Annotated in this window: 11 protein-coding genes; 6 read left to right on the forward strand and 5 right to left on the reverse strand. The window is 72.7% G+C overall.

All coding sequences use genetic code 11. From position 1 onward, the window contains the following. Positions 1-34: 34 nt before the first annotated feature. Positions 35-2,140 (forward strand): radical SAM protein, encoded by a 2,106-nt coding sequence (locus OV090_RS31495; protein ID WP_267708359.1) that lies wholly within the window; start codon positions 35-37, stop codon positions 2,138-2,140. Here OV090_RS31495 and OV090_RS31500 read toward each other — a convergent pair. Beyond that, the gene (locus OV090_RS31500) at positions 2,095-2,430 is read right to left on the reverse strand and encodes a hypothetical protein (protein ID WP_267708360.1); all 336 of its coding nucleotides are present in this window, start codon (positions 2,428-2,430) and stop codon (positions 2,095-2,097) included. The two genes, OV090_RS31495 and OV090_RS31500, sit on opposite strands and share 46 nt — an antisense overlap. 275 nt (positions 2,431-2,705) lie before the next feature. On the opposite strand from OV090_RS31500, the gene OV090_RS31505 reads away from it, so the two are divergent. Further along, complete coding sequence (locus OV090_RS31505) at positions 2,706-4,250, forward strand: hypothetical protein (protein ID WP_267708361.1); 1,545 nt, start codon at positions 2,706-2,708, stop codon at positions 4,248-4,250. Between the two features lie 21 nt (positions 4,251-4,271). Here OV090_RS31505 and OV090_RS31510 read toward each other — a convergent pair whose 3' ends face one another. After that, entirely contained in the window at positions 4,272-5,033 is a 762-nt protein-coding gene (locus tag OV090_RS31510; protein WP_267708362.1) for a hypothetical protein, read from the reverse strand. A 968-nt stretch (positions 5,034-6,001) separates the two neighbouring features. Between OV090_RS31510 and OV090_RS31515 the strand changes: the two genes are divergently transcribed. From OV090_RS31515 to OV090_RS31530, 4 genes are all read left to right on the forward strand, one after another. Next, complete coding sequence (locus OV090_RS31515; RefSeq protein ID WP_267708363.1) at positions 6,002-7,045, forward strand: alpha/beta fold hydrolase; 1,044 nt, start codon at positions 6,002-6,004, stop codon at positions 7,043-7,045. Between the two features lie 325 nt (positions 7,046-7,370). Further along, positions 7,371-8,327: a hypothetical protein gene (locus OV090_RS31520; RefSeq protein ID WP_267708364.1), complete on the forward strand. Its 957-nt coding sequence runs from the start codon at positions 7,371-7,373 to the stop codon at positions 8,325-8,327. A gap of 328 nt (positions 8,328-8,655) precedes the next feature. Beyond that, entirely contained in the window at positions 8,656-10,749 is a 2,094-nt protein-coding gene (locus OV090_RS31525; protein ID WP_267708365.1) for an alpha/beta fold hydrolase, read from the forward strand. A gap of 17 nt (positions 10,750-10,766) precedes the next feature. Continuing rightward, on the forward strand, positions 10,767-11,603 hold the full coding sequence (locus OV090_RS31530) for a methyltransferase domain-containing protein (RefSeq protein WP_346660432.1): 837 nt from the start codon (positions 10,767-10,769) through the stop codon (positions 11,601-11,603). 43 nt (positions 11,604-11,646) lie between these two features. On the opposite strand, the gene OV090_RS31535 is transcribed toward OV090_RS31530, so the two are convergent. The 3 genes from OV090_RS31535 to OV090_RS31545 all read right to left on the reverse strand — a co-directional run bounded on the left by OV090_RS31535 (position 11,647) and on the right by OV090_RS31545 (position 15,929). After that, entirely contained in the window at positions 11,647-12,231 is a 585-nt protein-coding gene (locus OV090_RS31535) for a hypothetical protein (protein ID WP_267708367.1), read from the reverse strand. A gap of 267 nt (positions 12,232-12,498) precedes the next feature. Next, positions 12,499-14,331 carry a HEAT repeat domain-containing protein gene (locus tag OV090_RS51060; protein ID WP_267708368.1) on the reverse strand — a complete coding sequence of 611 codons (1,833 nt, stop codon included), beginning with the start codon at positions 14,329-14,331 and terminating at the stop codon, positions 12,499-12,501. Then, on the reverse strand, positions 14,328-15,929 hold the full coding sequence (locus OV090_RS31545; protein WP_267708369.1) for a hypothetical protein: 1,602 nt from the start codon (positions 15,927-15,929) through the stop codon (positions 14,328-14,330). Before OV090_RS31545 ends, OV090_RS51060 begins: the two co-directional genes overlap by 4 nt. Between the last annotated feature and the right edge of the window lie 5 nt (positions 15,930-15,934).

A 15,934-nucleotide genomic window follows, 5' to 3' on the forward strand; every position in this document is an offset into this window, starting at 1 on the left:
GGCCTGCGCGGGGCCCCGGGTACATTGCCCGGGAATGGACGCTCTCCCCGCCACCGCGGTGCAGCACGAAGAGGCAGCGCACGAGCGGCGCAACTGGGTCCGGCTGACGTTCGACTGCAACGACCGCTGCGTGTTCTGCCTCGACGCGCACACGCACGACGGCACCAACCGCGACCGCGACGAGATCAAGGCCCAGATCCTCGACGGCCGCCGGCGCGGCGCCACCCGCCTCATCCTCTCCGGCGGCGAGCCCACCATTCACCCCAACTTCGTCGACTTCGTGCGCCTCGGGCGGCGGGCCGGGTATCGCAAGATCCAGACCGTCACCAACGGCCGCATGTTCGCCTATCCGGCCTTCTTGCGGGCCGCCCTCGACGCCGGCCTCAGCGAGATCACGTTCTCGATCCACGGCCCCAACGCCCGGATCCACGACGCCCTCGTCGGCACCAAGGGCGCCTTCGACGAGGAGGTCAAGGGCCTGCAGGGCGCGCTCGCCGACGGTCGGCCGGTCGTCAACATCGACGTCTGCGTCAACCGCGGCAACGTCAAGCAGCTGCCCGAGCTCATGGCCACCTTCACCGCCATGGGCGTGCGCGAGTTCGACCTGCTGCACGTCATCCCGTTCGGGCGCGCCTACAGCGAGGGCCGCGAGGTTCTCTTCTACGACCTCGAGGCCATGCGGCCCTACCTGCTCGCCGCCTTCGCCTACGCCCGCATGCCCGGCGTCCACGTCTGGCTCAACCGGTTCCCGCCGCAGCACCTCGAGGGCTTCGAGGACCTGATCCAGGACCCGCACAAGCTGATCGAGGAGGTCCGCGGCCGCAAGGAGGAGTACGCGCTGCTGCTCGAGCACGACATCCCGCTCGACTGCCGCGCCCCCGAGCGCTGCAAGCACTGCTACTTGCAGCCTCTGTGCGACCGCCTCGACGACGTCCGGGCCGACCTCGCCGGCCAGGCCTTCGAGGTCCTGCGCGTCGACGCCGGCGCCGATCACCACGCCCCCGTCGCCTACGGCGGCGACCCGGCCAGCCGCCAGCACGCCGCCGCCCGCCTGCGCCGCGTCCTCGCCGAGCGGGCCCTCGCCGCAGGGCTTTCGGGACATGTCCCCGAGGACAGCGCCGACGCGTGGGCCGGCACCGCCGACGAGGCCGCCGCCGGCATGGCCGAGGCCCGCGCAGGCCGCGACGCGCAGTCGGTCGGTCTTGATGATGCCGCAGCGACAGGGCCCCAGGGACATGTCCTTCAGGGCATCTCGCTGGACGCTGCGACCGGTCCCGCGGGACATGTCTCTCACGACCGCTCGCCGGCCGCAGCCCCTGGCCCTGAAGAACATCCTCCCGCCATCCCGCCGACCGCGGCGCCCGGGCCCGCGGCGCCTCGCCGGATCCGCCTGCCGCTGCTCGGCGCCGGCCCCTCGCTCCCGACCGCCCCCGCGCGCCCCCGCCTCGACGCTCGCGCCCTCGCGGCCGCCGCCAAACCGCGCTCGCTCTGGCTGGTCGCGACCGACCTCGCTACCGCCGAGGCGATCGCCGCCGACTTCCCCGACGTCTCCGAGCTCGAGCTCGAGCTCGCCGACCCGGCCGCCCTCCTCGCCCGCCTTTCGGACATATCCTCTGCGACATGCCCCGAAGGCCAGCCCGCCGTCCTCGCCGGCAAGCGCCTCACACGCATCGTCGTCGCCGACCCTGCCGCCGCGGCGGCCCTCCTCGACCTGAACCTCGACCTCGACGTCGTCCTCCTGCTCTCGCGCGCCGCCGAGCCGTGGCTGCTCGGCCTCGACCGCGCCCCGCCGCGCCTGGTCCTGCGCCAGCCCACGCGCGAGCGCCTGACGGAGTCCGCCGAGCTCGACCTCGACCTCGTGGCCTTCTTCGCCGCCTTCCGCCACCCCGTCCCCGTCGAGTCCGTGCCCGCCTGCGTCCTCGGCCGCCGGCCGCGCGAGCGCCCCTCCGTGTTCGACGCCGCCCAGCTCGGTCCCGACGGCGGCCTCGAGATCTTCCGCTACGCCCGCCGCTTCATCGACGACGGCTTCCACGTCAAGAGCCTGCGCTGCAAGACATGTTCGTACGACCATGGCTGCAAGGGCATGCACATCAACTACGTGCGCGCCCACGGCTTCGCCGCCATGCGACCTGTCCCCTGAGCCATGCGCTCGCCCGCCGCCCCCGCGCCCGCCAGGATCCCGGCCCGCAGGAGCTCGTGACGCGCACGGCTCCACCTCCGGCCCGGCGCCTGCAGGCGGCGCTCGACGCCGGCGACCTCGACGCCCACGACCCGCGCCTCGGCGCCCGCGGCTCGTTGCTGCGCGCCGTCGCTCTCGCTCGCCACGGCCGCCTGGCCCAGGCCCGCGCGGCGGCCGAAGCTGCCCTGAAGGACAGGCCCAACGACGCGGCGGTCGCCCTCGCCGCCGCCGCAGTCCTGCGCGCCACCCACGACTATCAGCGCTGCCTCGACGCCCTCGCCGCCGCCGCCCGGGCCGCGCCTGCGGCCACCCGCGCCGCGGCCACCCGCGCCGTCGGCTACGCCAGCGCGCTCGGCTGGGAGCGCGAGGTCGCAGCCGCGATCGCCCTCGGTCGCGCCGCCGACCCCACCGACCCGACGTGGGACGCCTTCGAGGCCCAGCTGCACCTGCGCAGCGGCGATCTCGAGCTCGCCATCGCCGCAGCTCGCCGCGGCCTGCAGCGCGCCCCGAGTCCGCCAAGCTGCGCATGGAGCTGGCGGCCGCGCTGGCCCGCGCCGGCCACGATCACGACTGCGCGCTCGAAGTCGCCGCCGCGGTCCGCCTCGCCCCCGCCGACGACGCCGCCTTCTACCACCGCGCCGCGTCGTTCGCCCTGCTCGAGACCGGCGACCTCGCCGGCGCCGCCCGCCACGGCGAGGCCGCGCTGCACCTGCGACCCGACGACGCGGCCCTCGCCCTCGCCCTCGCGGACATGTCCCTGTGGACAGGCGATCGCGCCGGCGCCCTGGCCCGCGCCGAGGCCATTTCCGGCCCGCGCGGCCGCGCCGGCGCCCGCCGGCTCCGCGGCCAGCTCCTGCTCGCCGACGGCGACATCGACGCCGCCCTCCGCGAGCTCGAGCTCGCCTGTTCGGTGCCCGACCCGGCCGCCGAGCTGTCGCGCGCCGAGGCCCTGATCCGTCGGGGCGCGTGGGAGCCCGCCCACGCCGCGCTCACCCGCGCGACCGCGATCGGCGACGGCTACCTGTTCGCCGCCTGGATGCTGCGCTTCCTCGCCGCCGCCGGCGAGCGCCCCGCCCCCGACGCGCCCGTCAACCTGCGCCAGATCGAGGAGTTCGCCGAAGCCCTCGCCGAGGTCTCCCCGCACGGTTCGGCCGCCCTCGCCGCCAACCGCCAGGGCCCGCTGGTCGACGCCACCCGCGACGCCCTCGCGCGCATGGGCTGCAACCGCTCCGCCTTCGCCACCTATCACGACGGACATGTCCTTCGGCGCCTGTCTACGAGGACAGGTGTTCGCCACGCCTCGCGCCAGGCGCTGCAGACCATCCGCAGCGCCGACCCGGCCCGCGCCCTCGCCCTGCTCGACGCCGCCTGCGCCCGCTGGCCGCGCTCCTCGCTGCCCCTGGCCCACCGCGGCGAGCTGCGGATGTGGCTCGGCGACGACGCCGGCGCCCGCGCCGACCTCGAGGCCGCCATCGCCATCAACCCGCGCACCCGCTGGGCCTACGTCGGCCTGACTCTCCTGGCCCAGAGGACAGGCGACCCCGCGGGCGCCCTCGCCGTGTCGGCCGCCGGCATCGCCCAGATGCGCGGCACCGTCGGCCCGGCCGTCTACGCCCACCGCGCCGGCGCCAGGGCGGCCACCGGCGACCTCGCGGGCGCGCTCGCGGACCTCGAGCACGCAGTCGTCAGCCACCCGGCCCGGATCGGCGCATGGGTCGAGCTCGGCCTGACCTACGCCGCCGCCGGCGACGAGCCCGGCCTCGCCCGCGCCTTCGACCACCTCCGCGCCCACGCCCCCGGCCTGGTGTCCGACGCCGCCGCGACGGTGCAGCGACCTGCCTGGGGGGACATGTCCTTCACGCCATGCTCTGAAGACCAGACGCAAATCCTCACCGAGGCGCTGGCGATGCTCCGCGGCAACCGCTCCTCGACCTGCGTCACCTACGTCACCCCCGCCGGCCAGCTCCGCACGGTCCCCCACGGCCCCGCGGCCGCCCACCCGCTGACGCGCATCGACGCCGACCTCACCGGCATCCGCACCCTGCTGCTCCGCTCGCTCGGCGCGAGTTGAGAGCCCGTCATCGTCAGCCGCTCACGCGCGGTGGCGAATGGCGTCGAAGTCGATCCCGGGGGCGACGTCCCGACGACCGGCGAGATAGTCGTCGAGGAGCACGCGCCTCGGTCCCAGCGGATCGCCGTCGAGGTCGTAGCCGGAGAACGAGCCGAGTTCGAGGACGGCCCCGTCGGGCGGCGAACCGAGCAACTGCAACGAGGCCAGGTCGGCGCGAGAGAACGCGACGATCTTCGCGCCCGCGAACACGCGCGCGGGTGACGGGAGCAGCAGCTCGGGCATCTTGCGCGGCGCGCGAGCCAGCAGCCTGAGGTTCGCGGCGATCTGCGGACCCGCGACGATGGGCACCTGCGGCTCTCCCCAGAACCCGCGGGCCGTCTCGGCGTCGGGGTTCGCGTCCCGGAAAGCGCGCCAGACCTCGAGGATCCGCGGCGCATTGGTGCCGCGGGTCCAGTTACCGCCCTGACACACCCCGGCGACGCCGGGCCGGCTGACGGCGATGTTCCAGTTGCAGATCGTCGACGCCTCGTCGTCCAGCGGCCCCGTCGGCACCACGAGCATCGCGTGTGGACAGGCCGGCACGCGGGCCGGCTGGAGCTGCGCGCCGAGGATCGGCAAGTCCTCCGGAGAGGCCCCTCTCCGCGGGAGATAGAAGTGGACGAACCGCGAGAACCCGAGCTTGCGATCGAGGTCGCCGGTGGTGCGACGAATCTGACCGATCGCGCCGAGGTCGTCCTTTCCGTGCAACGCGCCGAGCCGCCAAATGGACCGGGCGGCCGTCAACGGAAAGACGTGATAGGCGAACGGATGGGTCGACGAGTATGAGGCCACGGCGCTCCGTCGCCGGTCTCGACGGCCCTTTCGAGGGAAGGTAGCAGATTCGCCGGATCGCAGCGAACGTACGGCACGGCCGAGGCCGAGGACGCCCGGACCCCTGAGGCGCACTCGACGTCGTGCGATCCCTCGACCATGCGAAGGTTCCGGACCTCGGCTTCGAGCCTGCTCGTGGCCGCAGCGATCGCCCGCAGAGCCGTGAGCCCGACCCTCGCTTCAGGTCGTCGGCGTGAGCCACACGTAGGTACCGCCGCCCGCTCGCGCGAAGCAGAACCTGCATCTGGCCGATCGGCCGATCGACGCCCGCGGTGCGTCGCTGGACCGCCGCGAGCCGGTTGCGCGGGACGGAGTCGACGCATTCGCCGACGTCACGCGCACGGCGTCGCCCGTGGCGACCAGGGGGATGGGTCCAAGCGATGACATGCCTTCGAGCGACTGCCTCCGCCGGCGCGGACTGCCTGGATCGAGGTGACATGGGCAGGCTCGGTGCGCCGCTTCGAGGCGGCGGCGCGAGCGCAGCAGACGGCATTCGGTGTCCGCGTCGCGCCATTCGGAGGCGACACCGTTGCACAATTCGCTGACGGCGCCGCCCGCGGCGGGTGATGCCTGGAACGCTTTTTAGCGTGGTGTGGGCATTGCGCCCAGTCGACGACCGAGGAGGGAGTACTCATGTCCGCGCCCGGACAACCGCGATTGCAGGGCGCATTGCTCACAGGGCGAACGCATGTGCGAATCGGGCGCCGGGGCGCGAGTTTCGCCGCGAAAGTGCCGACGAGGCGCGTGTCACGTGTCCGCCTTGACGTGCCCCGAGCTTCGGAGGCACACCTGTATTTCGGGTGCGAGGCCTCGCCGATCGGCGGGTCTTCGGGGTGGGGTGATTCATGCGCAATAATGATTTTCGAGGGTCGGGGCGATTCGTGCGTCCGAGAATGGGGCACCTCGTCGGCGCGGTGCTGACGCTGCTGACCGCGGCGGGCGCCTGCGACGGAGAAGCGGGCGAAGATGCGAGGACGAACGAGCCGGTCGACGTGGGCGACAGCGTCGTCGACGAGCTGGCAGCGCGGTGTCCGGGGGCCCAGAGCGCGCCGATCGTGCTGTCGACGCCGACCGGCGACATCGACGGTTCGCTGCTGCTGCCGGCCGGTTGCAGCCCATTCGAATTGGTGTTGATTCACGCCGGCTCCGGGCCGACGGACCGCGACGGCAACTCCGTCAAAATGGTCAACGATTCGCTGAAGCTGCTCGCCGAGGGGCTGGCCGAGCGCGGCGTGGCGACGGTGCGCTTCGACAAGCGCGGGGTGGCGGCCAGCACCGCGGCCGGGCCGGCGTCGGAGCGCGACTTTCGCCTCGAGATGTACGCCGACGACGCAGCGGCGTGGGTGGAGCTGCTCGCAGCAGACGAGCGCTTCTGCGGGGTCACGATCGCGGGCCACAGCGAGGGCGCGCTGATCGGGATGCTGGCGGCGCAGCGGAGCCCGGCGGACGCGTTCGTGTCGCTCGCAGGCCCGGGACGGCCCGCGGCCGAGCTGCTGCGCGAGCAGCTGGCGGTCCGCCTGGAGGGGCCGCTGCTCGCCGAGGCCGACGCGATCCTCGACTCGCTCGCGGTCGGAGAGGAGGTGGCCGAGGTGTCGCCCGAGCTCTACGACCTCTTTCGGCCCAGCGTGCAGCCATACCTCCTGTCGTGGTTCGCGTACGATCCAGCGGCGATCCTCGCGCAACTCGAGGTACCGAGCGCGATCGTCCAGGGCACGACGGACATCCAGGTGGGCATCATCGACGCGGAGCGACTGGCCGCGGCAGCCCCGGAGGCGCAGGTGAGGATCATCGAGGGGATGAATCACGTGCTCAAGGCGGCGCAGCTCGAGGAGACGTCGCAGTCGCAGGCTTACTTCGATCCGAGCCTCCCCGTGGTGCCGGAGCTGCTCGACGCGCTCGTCGAGTGGCTCGACGAGGTCCGCTAGGCAGGCGGTTCACGCCGCGCCCGGGCCAAAGGCGCGCCCTGAGCCTGGCACTCGAAGTCGTGCTATGCCTCGGCCGATGCGTCGGGCGTTCGTGTGGGTCACGGTCGTCATGCTCGGCTGCAAGGGCCGCGAGCCGGAGCCTGCACCTCGAGTCGCGACTGTGCCGTCATCGTCGCTCTCCTCCGCCCCATCGTCCCCCTCGCCCGCCACGCCTGCCCCGCTGGACCCGCCGCCGAACACGTTTGCCGGCCTTCCGCCGCCCCCAAGCGCTGCGATCGCGCCATCCGCCCCTGAAGCTCCCGCGCCCCAGTCGACCTCCGAGCCCGTGGCTGCGAGCGCGGCTCACGAGCCCACCGCCGATCTCGGCGAACCTGTCCCGCCGCAGCCGGGGATCCTCGCCCCGTGGCGAGGCGGGGGCGCGTGCGACCCGACCGGCACCTGGCGGATCGAGCTCTCCTCGCAGCAACACCTCTGCGATCCCATGCCGAAGGAGACCTTCGACCTCGCGATCGGCTTCGTCCGCAAGGACGACCGCACGGTGCTCGCCGCCGTCGGCCGACCGGTGAGCGAGGCCGGCCAGGTCGGCGGTCGGATGCAGAGCATGCAGGTCTCGCTGCTCGCCGGACCCTACGCCGGCTGCGAGGTGCGGATGCACTCGACGCTGGGCCGAGCCGACTGGGCCACCGAGACCGACCTGCTCTTCAGCGTGACCGGGAAGGAGCTGCGAGGCCTCGGCGTCCAGTGGAACGCTCCGCATGGGTGCCCCGAGACGTTCCTGCTCCTCGGCGAACGCTCGTCGCCGACGCCCGCCGCGTGGGCCCGACTCGGCGAGCCGGCCCCGCCGCTGCCGCCTGCCGATCCGCGTCCTCCGAACCAGGAGCTCGCCGACGCCGTCGCCGGCATCTCTGCAGAGACGGTGCTGGGTCCGGCGATCGCCACCCTGTCCGTCCCGATCGCCGACGACATCGTCGACGACCAGCCCGTCCGCACCCCGCTGCGCGGCTCGATCGTCGAGTTCGTCACCGCCCTCGTCGGCCAGACGCACGACGTCTCGCTGCACGAGGTCCCGTGCAGCCTGCCCCACGCCGGCCGCTGCGTCGCGGTGGTGGGCGATCGCTGCCGCCACGAGCGCCTCGATCCGGAGACGGACTGGGACTGCGAAGGCATGTATCTCGTCGTCGTCGTCGACGTGGATCGCAAGCGCCTCGACCGCGCCGACACCGGCGGCTTTCCCGTGCGCAGCCACCGCGACGTCGCCGAGTGGGAGCGCATCGCGCCCTGAGCCGCGGGCGCTCGAGCCTCGGCCCACCGCGTCTCACCTGTCGCATCGGACATGCCCGAATAGACATGTCGGGTGACCTTCCCGCGGCTCGGTGCATCGAATGTTCCAAAGACATCTCGCCGCCTCACCGTCTCCTCCGACCCGACAGGGCTCTCCTGCGCGACCGCGACGAACACCGTCACGCCGCACTGTCACATTCGGCGGAGCGTCCGCCCCGCCGCCGCAGCCCGTGAATTCTCGCCCCGAGCCCCCCTCACGGCAGCTTGGGCATTCCGCTGCCTGGCCTCACTCGAGCGGCCGACTGTCGGTTATAGTCGCGCGCGTCACCATGCCGACCTCGCACCGCGTCTGTCTCCTCCTCCTCGCCGCTGCTGCCTGTGACGCTCCGCCGTCGAAGGACGCGCCGAAGGTCGCCACGATCCAGGCCAAGCGCGTCGAGCCGACCGACGCCTCGCCCGTCGACGACAAGGCGCGCGACAGCAAGTCCGACGCCCCGCCCGTCATCGTCGCGGGCCCGCCTGCGTCGGACGACATCGTCAACATGCCCGACAGCTTGACCGCGGAGAACATCCCGCCGATCCCGCGGGCCATCGCCGACGGCGTCGGCACGTACTCCGAGGCGCGCTCGGCCGCCGCGCTCGAGTGGCACCCCAAGGATCACTCGCTGCTGATCCGCACCCGCTTCGCCGAAGCCCCCCAGATCCACGAGGTCAAGATGGCGGGCGGTGATCGCCGCCAGCTCACCTTCTTCAACGACAGCGTCGGCGGGGCCATCTATCCGCCGACCGGCGACGGCAGCTTCTTCGTGTTGTCGAAGGACATCGGCGGCAACGAGTTCGCGCAGAACTGGCGCTTCGATCGCGCCGACGGCAAGCTCACCCTCCTCACCGACGGCGCCTCGAAGAACAGCCTCGGCCCGTGGACCCGCGGCGGCGAAAAGTTCGCCTACACCTCGACCCGGCGCAACAAGAAGGACACCGACTTCTACGTCGTCGACCCGCGCGACCCGACCACCGACAAGCTGGTCGCCGAGGTCGAGGGCGGCGGCTGGTCGCCCGCGGACTTCTCGGCCGACGGCAACCAGATCCTCGCGGAGGAGTACGTCTCGGTCAACGAGAGCTACCTGTGGCTGTTCGACCTGGCCACCGGCCAGCGTACCAAGCTGACCGAAAAGACCGGCGATGTCCCGGTCGTCTGGTCGGGCGCCAGCTTCACCGCCGACGGCAAGGGTGTCATCACCACCACCGACGGCAAGGGCGAGTTCCGCGAGCTCGTCACCCTCGACCTCGCCAGCAAGCAGACCAGCCCGCTCGGCCCGCCGGTGCAGTGGGACGTCGAGAGCTTCGCCATCAGCCACGATCGCAAGAAGCTGGCCTCGATCGTCAACGAGGCCGGCGTCGATCGCCTGCGGCTGCACGACCTGCCGAGCGGGCGCGAGCGGCCGATCAAGACCCGCTTGCCGGCCGGCACGATCGGCGGCCTCAACTTCCACCCCGACGGCAAGCTGCTGGCCTTCAGCCTGTCGTCGGCGCGCTCGCCCGCCGACACCTACGTGCTCGACGTCCAGAGCGGCGTCATCGAGCGCTGGACCGAGAGCGAGGTCGGCACCCTGAACCCCGGCACCTTCAGCGAGCCCGAGCTCGTGAAGTGGAAGAGCTTCGACGACCGCGAGATCTCCGGCTTCTACTACAAGCCCCCGGCGCGGTTCGCCGGCAAGCGTCCCGTCGTCGTCATCGTCCACGGCGGGCCCGAGGGCCAGTCGCAGCCCGGCTTCATCGCCCGCAACAACTACTACCTCGACGAGCTCGGCGTCGCCCTGCTCTACCCCAACGTGCGCGGCTCGACCGGCTACGGCAAGACCTTCGTGCGGCTCGACAACGGCGCCCAGCGCGAGGACTCGGTCAAGGACCTCGGGGCCGCGCTCGACTGGATCGCCAGCCGGCCCGAGCTCGACGCCGATCGCATCATGATCATGGGCGGCTCGTACGGCGGCTACATGACTCTGGCCGCCTCGGTCCACTTCGCCGACCGGATCCGCTGCGCCGTCGACATCGTCGGCATCAGCAACTTCGTCACCTTCCTCGAGAACACCGAGGCCTATCGCCGCGACCTCCGCCGCGTCGAGTACGGCGACGAGCGCGACCCGGAGATGCGCAAGAAGCTGCTCGAGATCTCGCCGCTCACCCGCGCCGCCGAGATCAAGAAGCCGCTGTTCGTCATCCAGGGCAAGAACGACCCGCGCGTGCCGGCCAGCGAGGCGCACCAGATCGTCGCCACCCTCAAGCAGGGCGGCACGCCGGTGTGGTACCTCGAGGGCAAGGACGAGGGCCACGGCTTCCAGAAGAAGCGCAACCAGGACTACCAGATGTACGCCACGATCCTGTTCATGAAGAAGTTCCTGCTCGACGGGATGGCCGAGTGAGCGGCGACAACGCGCAGATGATCGCCGACTGGAACGGCCGCGTCGGCGAGGGCTGGCGCGTCCACCAGGAGCGGCTCGACGACATGATGGCCGCCTACGGCGAGGCCGTGCTGCAAGCCGCCGCGGCCCGCCCGGGCGAGCGCGTGCTCGACGTCGGCTGCGGCGCCGGGGACACCTCGCTGGCCCTCGCGCGCGCCGTCCAGCCCGGCGGCGCAGTCGTCGGCGTCGACGTGTCCGCGCCGCTGCTCGAGCGCGCCCGCGAGCGAGCGACGGCCGCGGGCCTCGAGCTCGAGCTCCGCCACGCCGACGCCAGCGTCGCCGACCTCGGCCCCGGCGCCTTCGACCTGCTGTTCTCGCGCTTCGGCGTGATGTTCTTCGCCGACCCGGTCGCCGCGTTCGCGCACCTGCGGGCCGCCGCGCGCCCCGGCGCCCGCCTCGTGTTCACCTGCTGGCGCGCCGCCGCCGACAACGACTGGGTCGTGCTGCCGCAGCGGGCGCTGCGAGACGTCGTCCCGCCGCTGCCACCGCCCGACCCGGAGGCGCCCGGTCCCTTCTCGTTCGGCGCGCGCGAGCGGGTCCAGGCCATCCTCGACGCCGCCGGCTTCCACGCCGTCACGATCGCCCCGTTCGACGCCCCGCTGCGGTTCGGCCGCGGCGACAGCCCCGAGGCCGCGGTCGACGACGCAGTCGCCCAGGCCCTCGACGTCGGCCCCGTCTCGCGCCTGCTCGCCGGCCAGCCCGACGACGTGCGCGCGCGCGGCCTCGCTGCGGTCCGCGCCGCCTTCGCCGAGCACGCCGGGCCGACCGGGGTGATCATCCGCGGCGCCGCCTGGATCGTCTCCGCGCAGGTCTGATGAATGGTGATACATGTCCAGGAGGACATGTATCACCATTCATTCACACGCACTGGTTGTTCTCGCAGCTCATCAGGTCCATGCAGTCCTTGGTGAACTCGCACGGGTCGAACTCGCTGCCGTCGAAGCACTGGCCGTACACGCAGTGCTTCGAGCCCTCGGCGCAGTCGGTGTCGGTCTTGCAGGGGTCGCCCTCGCTGCCGTCGTAGCAGACGGCCATGATGCAGCGCGGCGCGGCGGCGCTGCACTCCTCGTGGAACTCGCACGGGTCGCCCTCGCTGCCGTCGTGGCACTCGCCGAGCACGCAGAACTGCGCGGAGTCCGGGCAGTCGGCGATGAACTGGCACGCCTGCCCCTCGGTCTCCGCGGGCGGGGCGCCGGTGGTCATCTCGCCGGTCGTCGTCGCCGGGGCGGTCGTGCCCTCGCCGGTCGTCGACGTCGTCGGCACCGCGCTGGTGGTCCCCGTGGTCGTGGACGTGCTCGTGGCCGCGGTCGTGCCGGTCTCCATGATCGGCACCATCGGCCCCTGCTCGGTGTCGCCGTCGGTGACGGCCACCCCTTGCTTCTCCTTCTCACCGCAGGACGCCGTGAGCGCCACGGCGAGGTACAGGACGACGTTGGCTCGCATGATCGATCGGAAGCATGGCGACGGTCGAACGGGCGGCACCTCAATTTCCATTGATGTGACACGAACGACGTTCGTCGAGCGGAGCCCGCCAAACGGTCATCGGCGCGTCATTTCGGGAAAATTCGGCCGCGGCCGCGAGCGGCGGCGCGCCGTGATCGCGGCCACTGCCCCTGCCCACATTCGCGGTCAATGCATGCACTCGCCGCCGCCGCCCGCCTGCGAAGACTGCTCATGGGCGCGCCGCGCCGGGCGAGGCCCTGCCCTCGCTCAGCGCAGGCGGTGCTCGAGCCGCTGCGCGGTGTCCTCGAGGACCGCGCGGTGTTCGGCCGGCACGAACTCGATCTGGCGGCGCAGGTACGGCAGGAGCTCCGAGTTGGGCAGCTCGCTGATGGCGGTGCTGGCGACCTTGACGAACGGCTGCTCGCCCTCGCGGAGGCGGTCGCACAGGAAGTCGAGCGCCTCGACGCTGCCGATCTTGCCGATGGCGGTCAGGGCGGCCTTGCGGGCCGCCTCCGGGTCGGGCAGGTCGCGGGCCTCGAAGATCCGGCGCAGCGGCTCGAACGCGTGGGGGAACACCAGCCGCTCGACCGAGGCCGCCGCGGCCTTGCGGACCGGCGCGCTCGGGTCGCGCAGCGCCTGCGACACCAGGCCGAAGCTGCGCTTGAAGCGGAGCGCCCCCATCGCCGCCGCCACCGACTCGCGCAGCGACGCGTCGCCGTGGCGGTACATCGCCTCGAGGCCGGCGATCACCGGGTAGGCGCGGACCACCGCCAGGCTCTTGACGATCTCGAGCGGCGGCACCGCCTGGCCACGGCGCTCGAGCTCGAGCACCAGCAGCAGCGCGTGGCGGCGCACGTAGTCGGGGAAGCGGCGGTCGGCCATCACGCCGGCGGCCACCAGCGCCGGGTCGCCGCCGAGCTCCCACTCGGCCAGGTCGACGTACCAGACCTCCTCGTAGTCGGGCAGCTGGCGCAGGAACTCGGGCACCGGCATCGGCCGCGGCGCGTCCTGGGGTTGGTCGCCGAGGCGACGGATCAGCCGCAGCGCGCGCTCGCGGTTCTTGGCCGGCAGGTCGAGCGTGGTGATCTTGCGGTACGACTCGGCGACCTGGCGGAACGCCCGCACCGACGCGAACGCCTCGGCCGCGGCCAGGCACGCGTTCTCGATGATCTGCGGCGGGTGGCCGGCCGCCAGCGCCTCGGTCGCCGCCTTGATCCACGCCTCGGCGCTGCGCCAGCGCAGGTCGTCGGCGTACGGCAGGCCCGAGCGGGTGCAGTAGTCGGCGGCCTCGCGCAGGATCGACGCCACGGCGTGGAACTCGCCGGCCTCGCGGGCCATGGCGATGAACGTCTCGTACAGGCGCAGCGCGTCGAGCTTGAGCCCGTCGTCGCGCAGGATCCGGACGCTGTTGAGGTAGCCCTCGGCGACGTTCTCGAACGCCCGCGTCTCCGAGCCGAGGCGGGCGATCAGCTGGTAGCAGTCGAACGCGCGCTCACGCAGGCCCTCGCTCTCGAACGCGTCCGCGACCTCCTCGACGCTGGTGGTCGCGTCGGCGATGGCCTGGCGGGCGCGCTCGTGGCCGAGGCGGCGCAGGCACAGCGCGTAGTTGATCTTCATCAGCGCGCGCTCGTAGTCGCGGTCGACCAGCGCGTCGCCGGCGAGCATGCGGGCCCACAGCTGCGACGCGGCCCCGTCGTCGCCGGCGCGCTCGAGCGCGATCGCCCGGTGCACCGGCATCCCGCCGAGCTCGAACCACGAGGCCGCCGGGCGGTGCTGGCCGGCGCGCGACAAATAGATGGCGTACAGGCGCACCGTGCGGATCGCGTCGGCGTCGCCGGCCTGGGCCCGCTGCGCGTACAGCCGCATGATGTCGGGCCCCGGCATCTCGCGCGCGCCGAGGTACGACAGGCAGGCCATGCCCTCGCCCCAGTTGCCGGTCGCGCGCAGCGAGTCGACGTAGGCGCGCAGCCACTCCTCGTACTCGAAGTCGATGCGGTCGACCACCTGGACCAGCTGGCGCAGGTAGATCTGGGCGTCGGCGTGGCGGCCGGCCCGCAGCGCCCCCTCGGCGCGGATCCACAGCACGTTGGTGTCGATCACCGCCGCCTCCGTCCCTGTCCCTTCATACCTGTCCCGACGGACATGGTCTTCGGGGCACCCGTCTTGCGCCGCGTCGGCTGGGCCTGGCGATGGCCGGCCTCGACGTCGCTGATGATCTGGCGGGCGCGCTGGGCCCGGCGGCCGTGGCTTATCGCCTGATCGTCGATCACGTGCACGCGGTAGAACAGGTCCAGGTAGCCGAGGTCGAGCACGCCCGAGCTCGGCAGGATGAACACCCCGTAGATCGGCGCGCGCGCGGCCAGGGCGGCGACGTCGTCGGGCGGCAGCTGGCACTCGCCGTGCGTCAGCAGGTAGACCAGCACCTTGCCGCCGCCGCCGCCGCCCGAGCGGCGCGGGGCCGACAGCTCGGCGTTGATCTGGCGGATCACGCGGGCGTAGTTGCGGCCGTGCTCGGCGCGGAACTGCAGCACGTAGGGCACCTCGGCGTGGCCCTGCGCGCCGACCTTGACGCCCTCGTACAGGCGGCTGTCGAAGAAGCGCAGGATCACGTGCTCGCCGAGCAGCGCCAGCCGCTTGCACAGCGCCAGCGCCAGGCCGCGGGCGAACACCTCTCGCACCCCGCGCATCGACGCCGAGCCGTCGACCAGCACGTAGTGGGTGCGGTGCTCGTTCTCGACCTGCTTCTCGTGGGTGAAGTAGAACAGCTCGTCGTCGATGAACTTCTGTTCGAAGATGTCTTCGTCGTAGGCGAGCTGCGACAGCTCGAGGTCGTCGACCCCGCCGAAGCGCTCGATCGACGCGTAGCCGTCGATCGAGAACACCTGCTGGCCGGCCTCGCGCTTGACCTCGAGGATCGACGGCAGGAGCTCCATCGAGAAGTCGATCACGTCGGCCAGCGCCGGGCTGACCATCACGTTGTAGAGGTCGGCCAGGTCGACGCCCGCGGCCGCCTCGCCGGGCCCGCCGCGGAACAGGCCGAACAGGCGCAGCGCGTCGACGTCGATCTGCTCGACCGCCAGCAGCGGCAGCAGGCGGTGGGTCGTCAGCGTCTGCAGCCACGCGATCGTCTGCCGCTGATCGTAGCGGGTGTACGCCGAGCTCGGCTCGACCTTCGCGTAGTGGACCGCGTCGACCGGCAGCTCGATCGGCCGCAGCACCCGCACGTCGTCGGGCAGCTGCGGGACCACCGGCGCGAACACCCGCGCCAGGACCACGCCGATCATCTGGTCGCGGTGCTTCCAGCCGGCCTGCGCGCGCACCAGGTCGCTCTCGCCGAGCTCGACGAGCAGCCCGCGCCAGGCCTCGCACAGCTCCGACTCGGCGATGCCCTTGACCACCGGGCCGGGGCCGCCCAGGCCCGTGATCAGGCAGCCGAGGTCGTGCAGGATCACCAGCGGCACGGCCACGCCGAGGCGGGCCAGGATCCCCTGCCACACCAGCGCGCGCATCATCGCCAGCGCGCCGGCGCCGTCGATCTGCGACAGCGCCAGGCTGCCGACCTGGCGCTCGAGCTCGGCCACGTTGGGCGTCACCCGCGGCGCCTGGGCCTGACCGCCCGCGGCAGGCCGCGACGTCCGCGGCGCCGGGGCCTGAGGCGGGGCCGCGCGCGGCGGCGGTGGCTTGCGGACGTCGGCCATGGAGG

The sequence above is a fragment of the Nannocystis sp. RBIL2 genome (assembly GCF_026626745.1).
Taxonomy (GTDB): domain Bacteria; phylum Myxococcota_A; class Polyangia; order Nannocystales; family Nannocystaceae; genus Nannocystis.

Excerpts from the sequence above, each read along its gene's own strand:
- OV090_RS31505 (WP_267708361.1), top strand. The coding sequence starts at position 2,706 with ATGGAGCTGGCGGCCGCGCTGGCCCGCGCCGGCCACGATCACGACTGC.
- OV090_RS31495 (WP_267708359.1), top strand. The coding sequence starts at position 35 with ATGGACGCTCTCCCCGCCACCGCGGTGCAGCACGAAGAGGCAGCGCAC.
- OV090_RS31545 (WP_267708369.1), bottom strand. The coding sequence starts at position 15,929 with ATGGCCGACGTCCGCAAGCCACCGCCGCCGCGCGCGGCCCCGCCTCAG.
- OV090_RS31525 (WP_267708365.1), top strand. The coding sequence starts at position 8,656 with ATGCCGACCTCGCACCGCGTCTGTCTCCTCCTCCTCGCCGCTGCTGCC.
- OV090_RS31530 (WP_346660432.1), top strand. The coding sequence starts at position 10,767 with ATGATCGCCGACTGGAACGGCCGCGTCGGCGAGGGCTGGCGCGTCCAC.
- OV090_RS31535 (WP_267708367.1), bottom strand. The coding sequence starts at position 12,231 with ATGCGAGCCAACGTCGTCCTGTACCTCGCCGTGGCGCTCACGGCGTCC.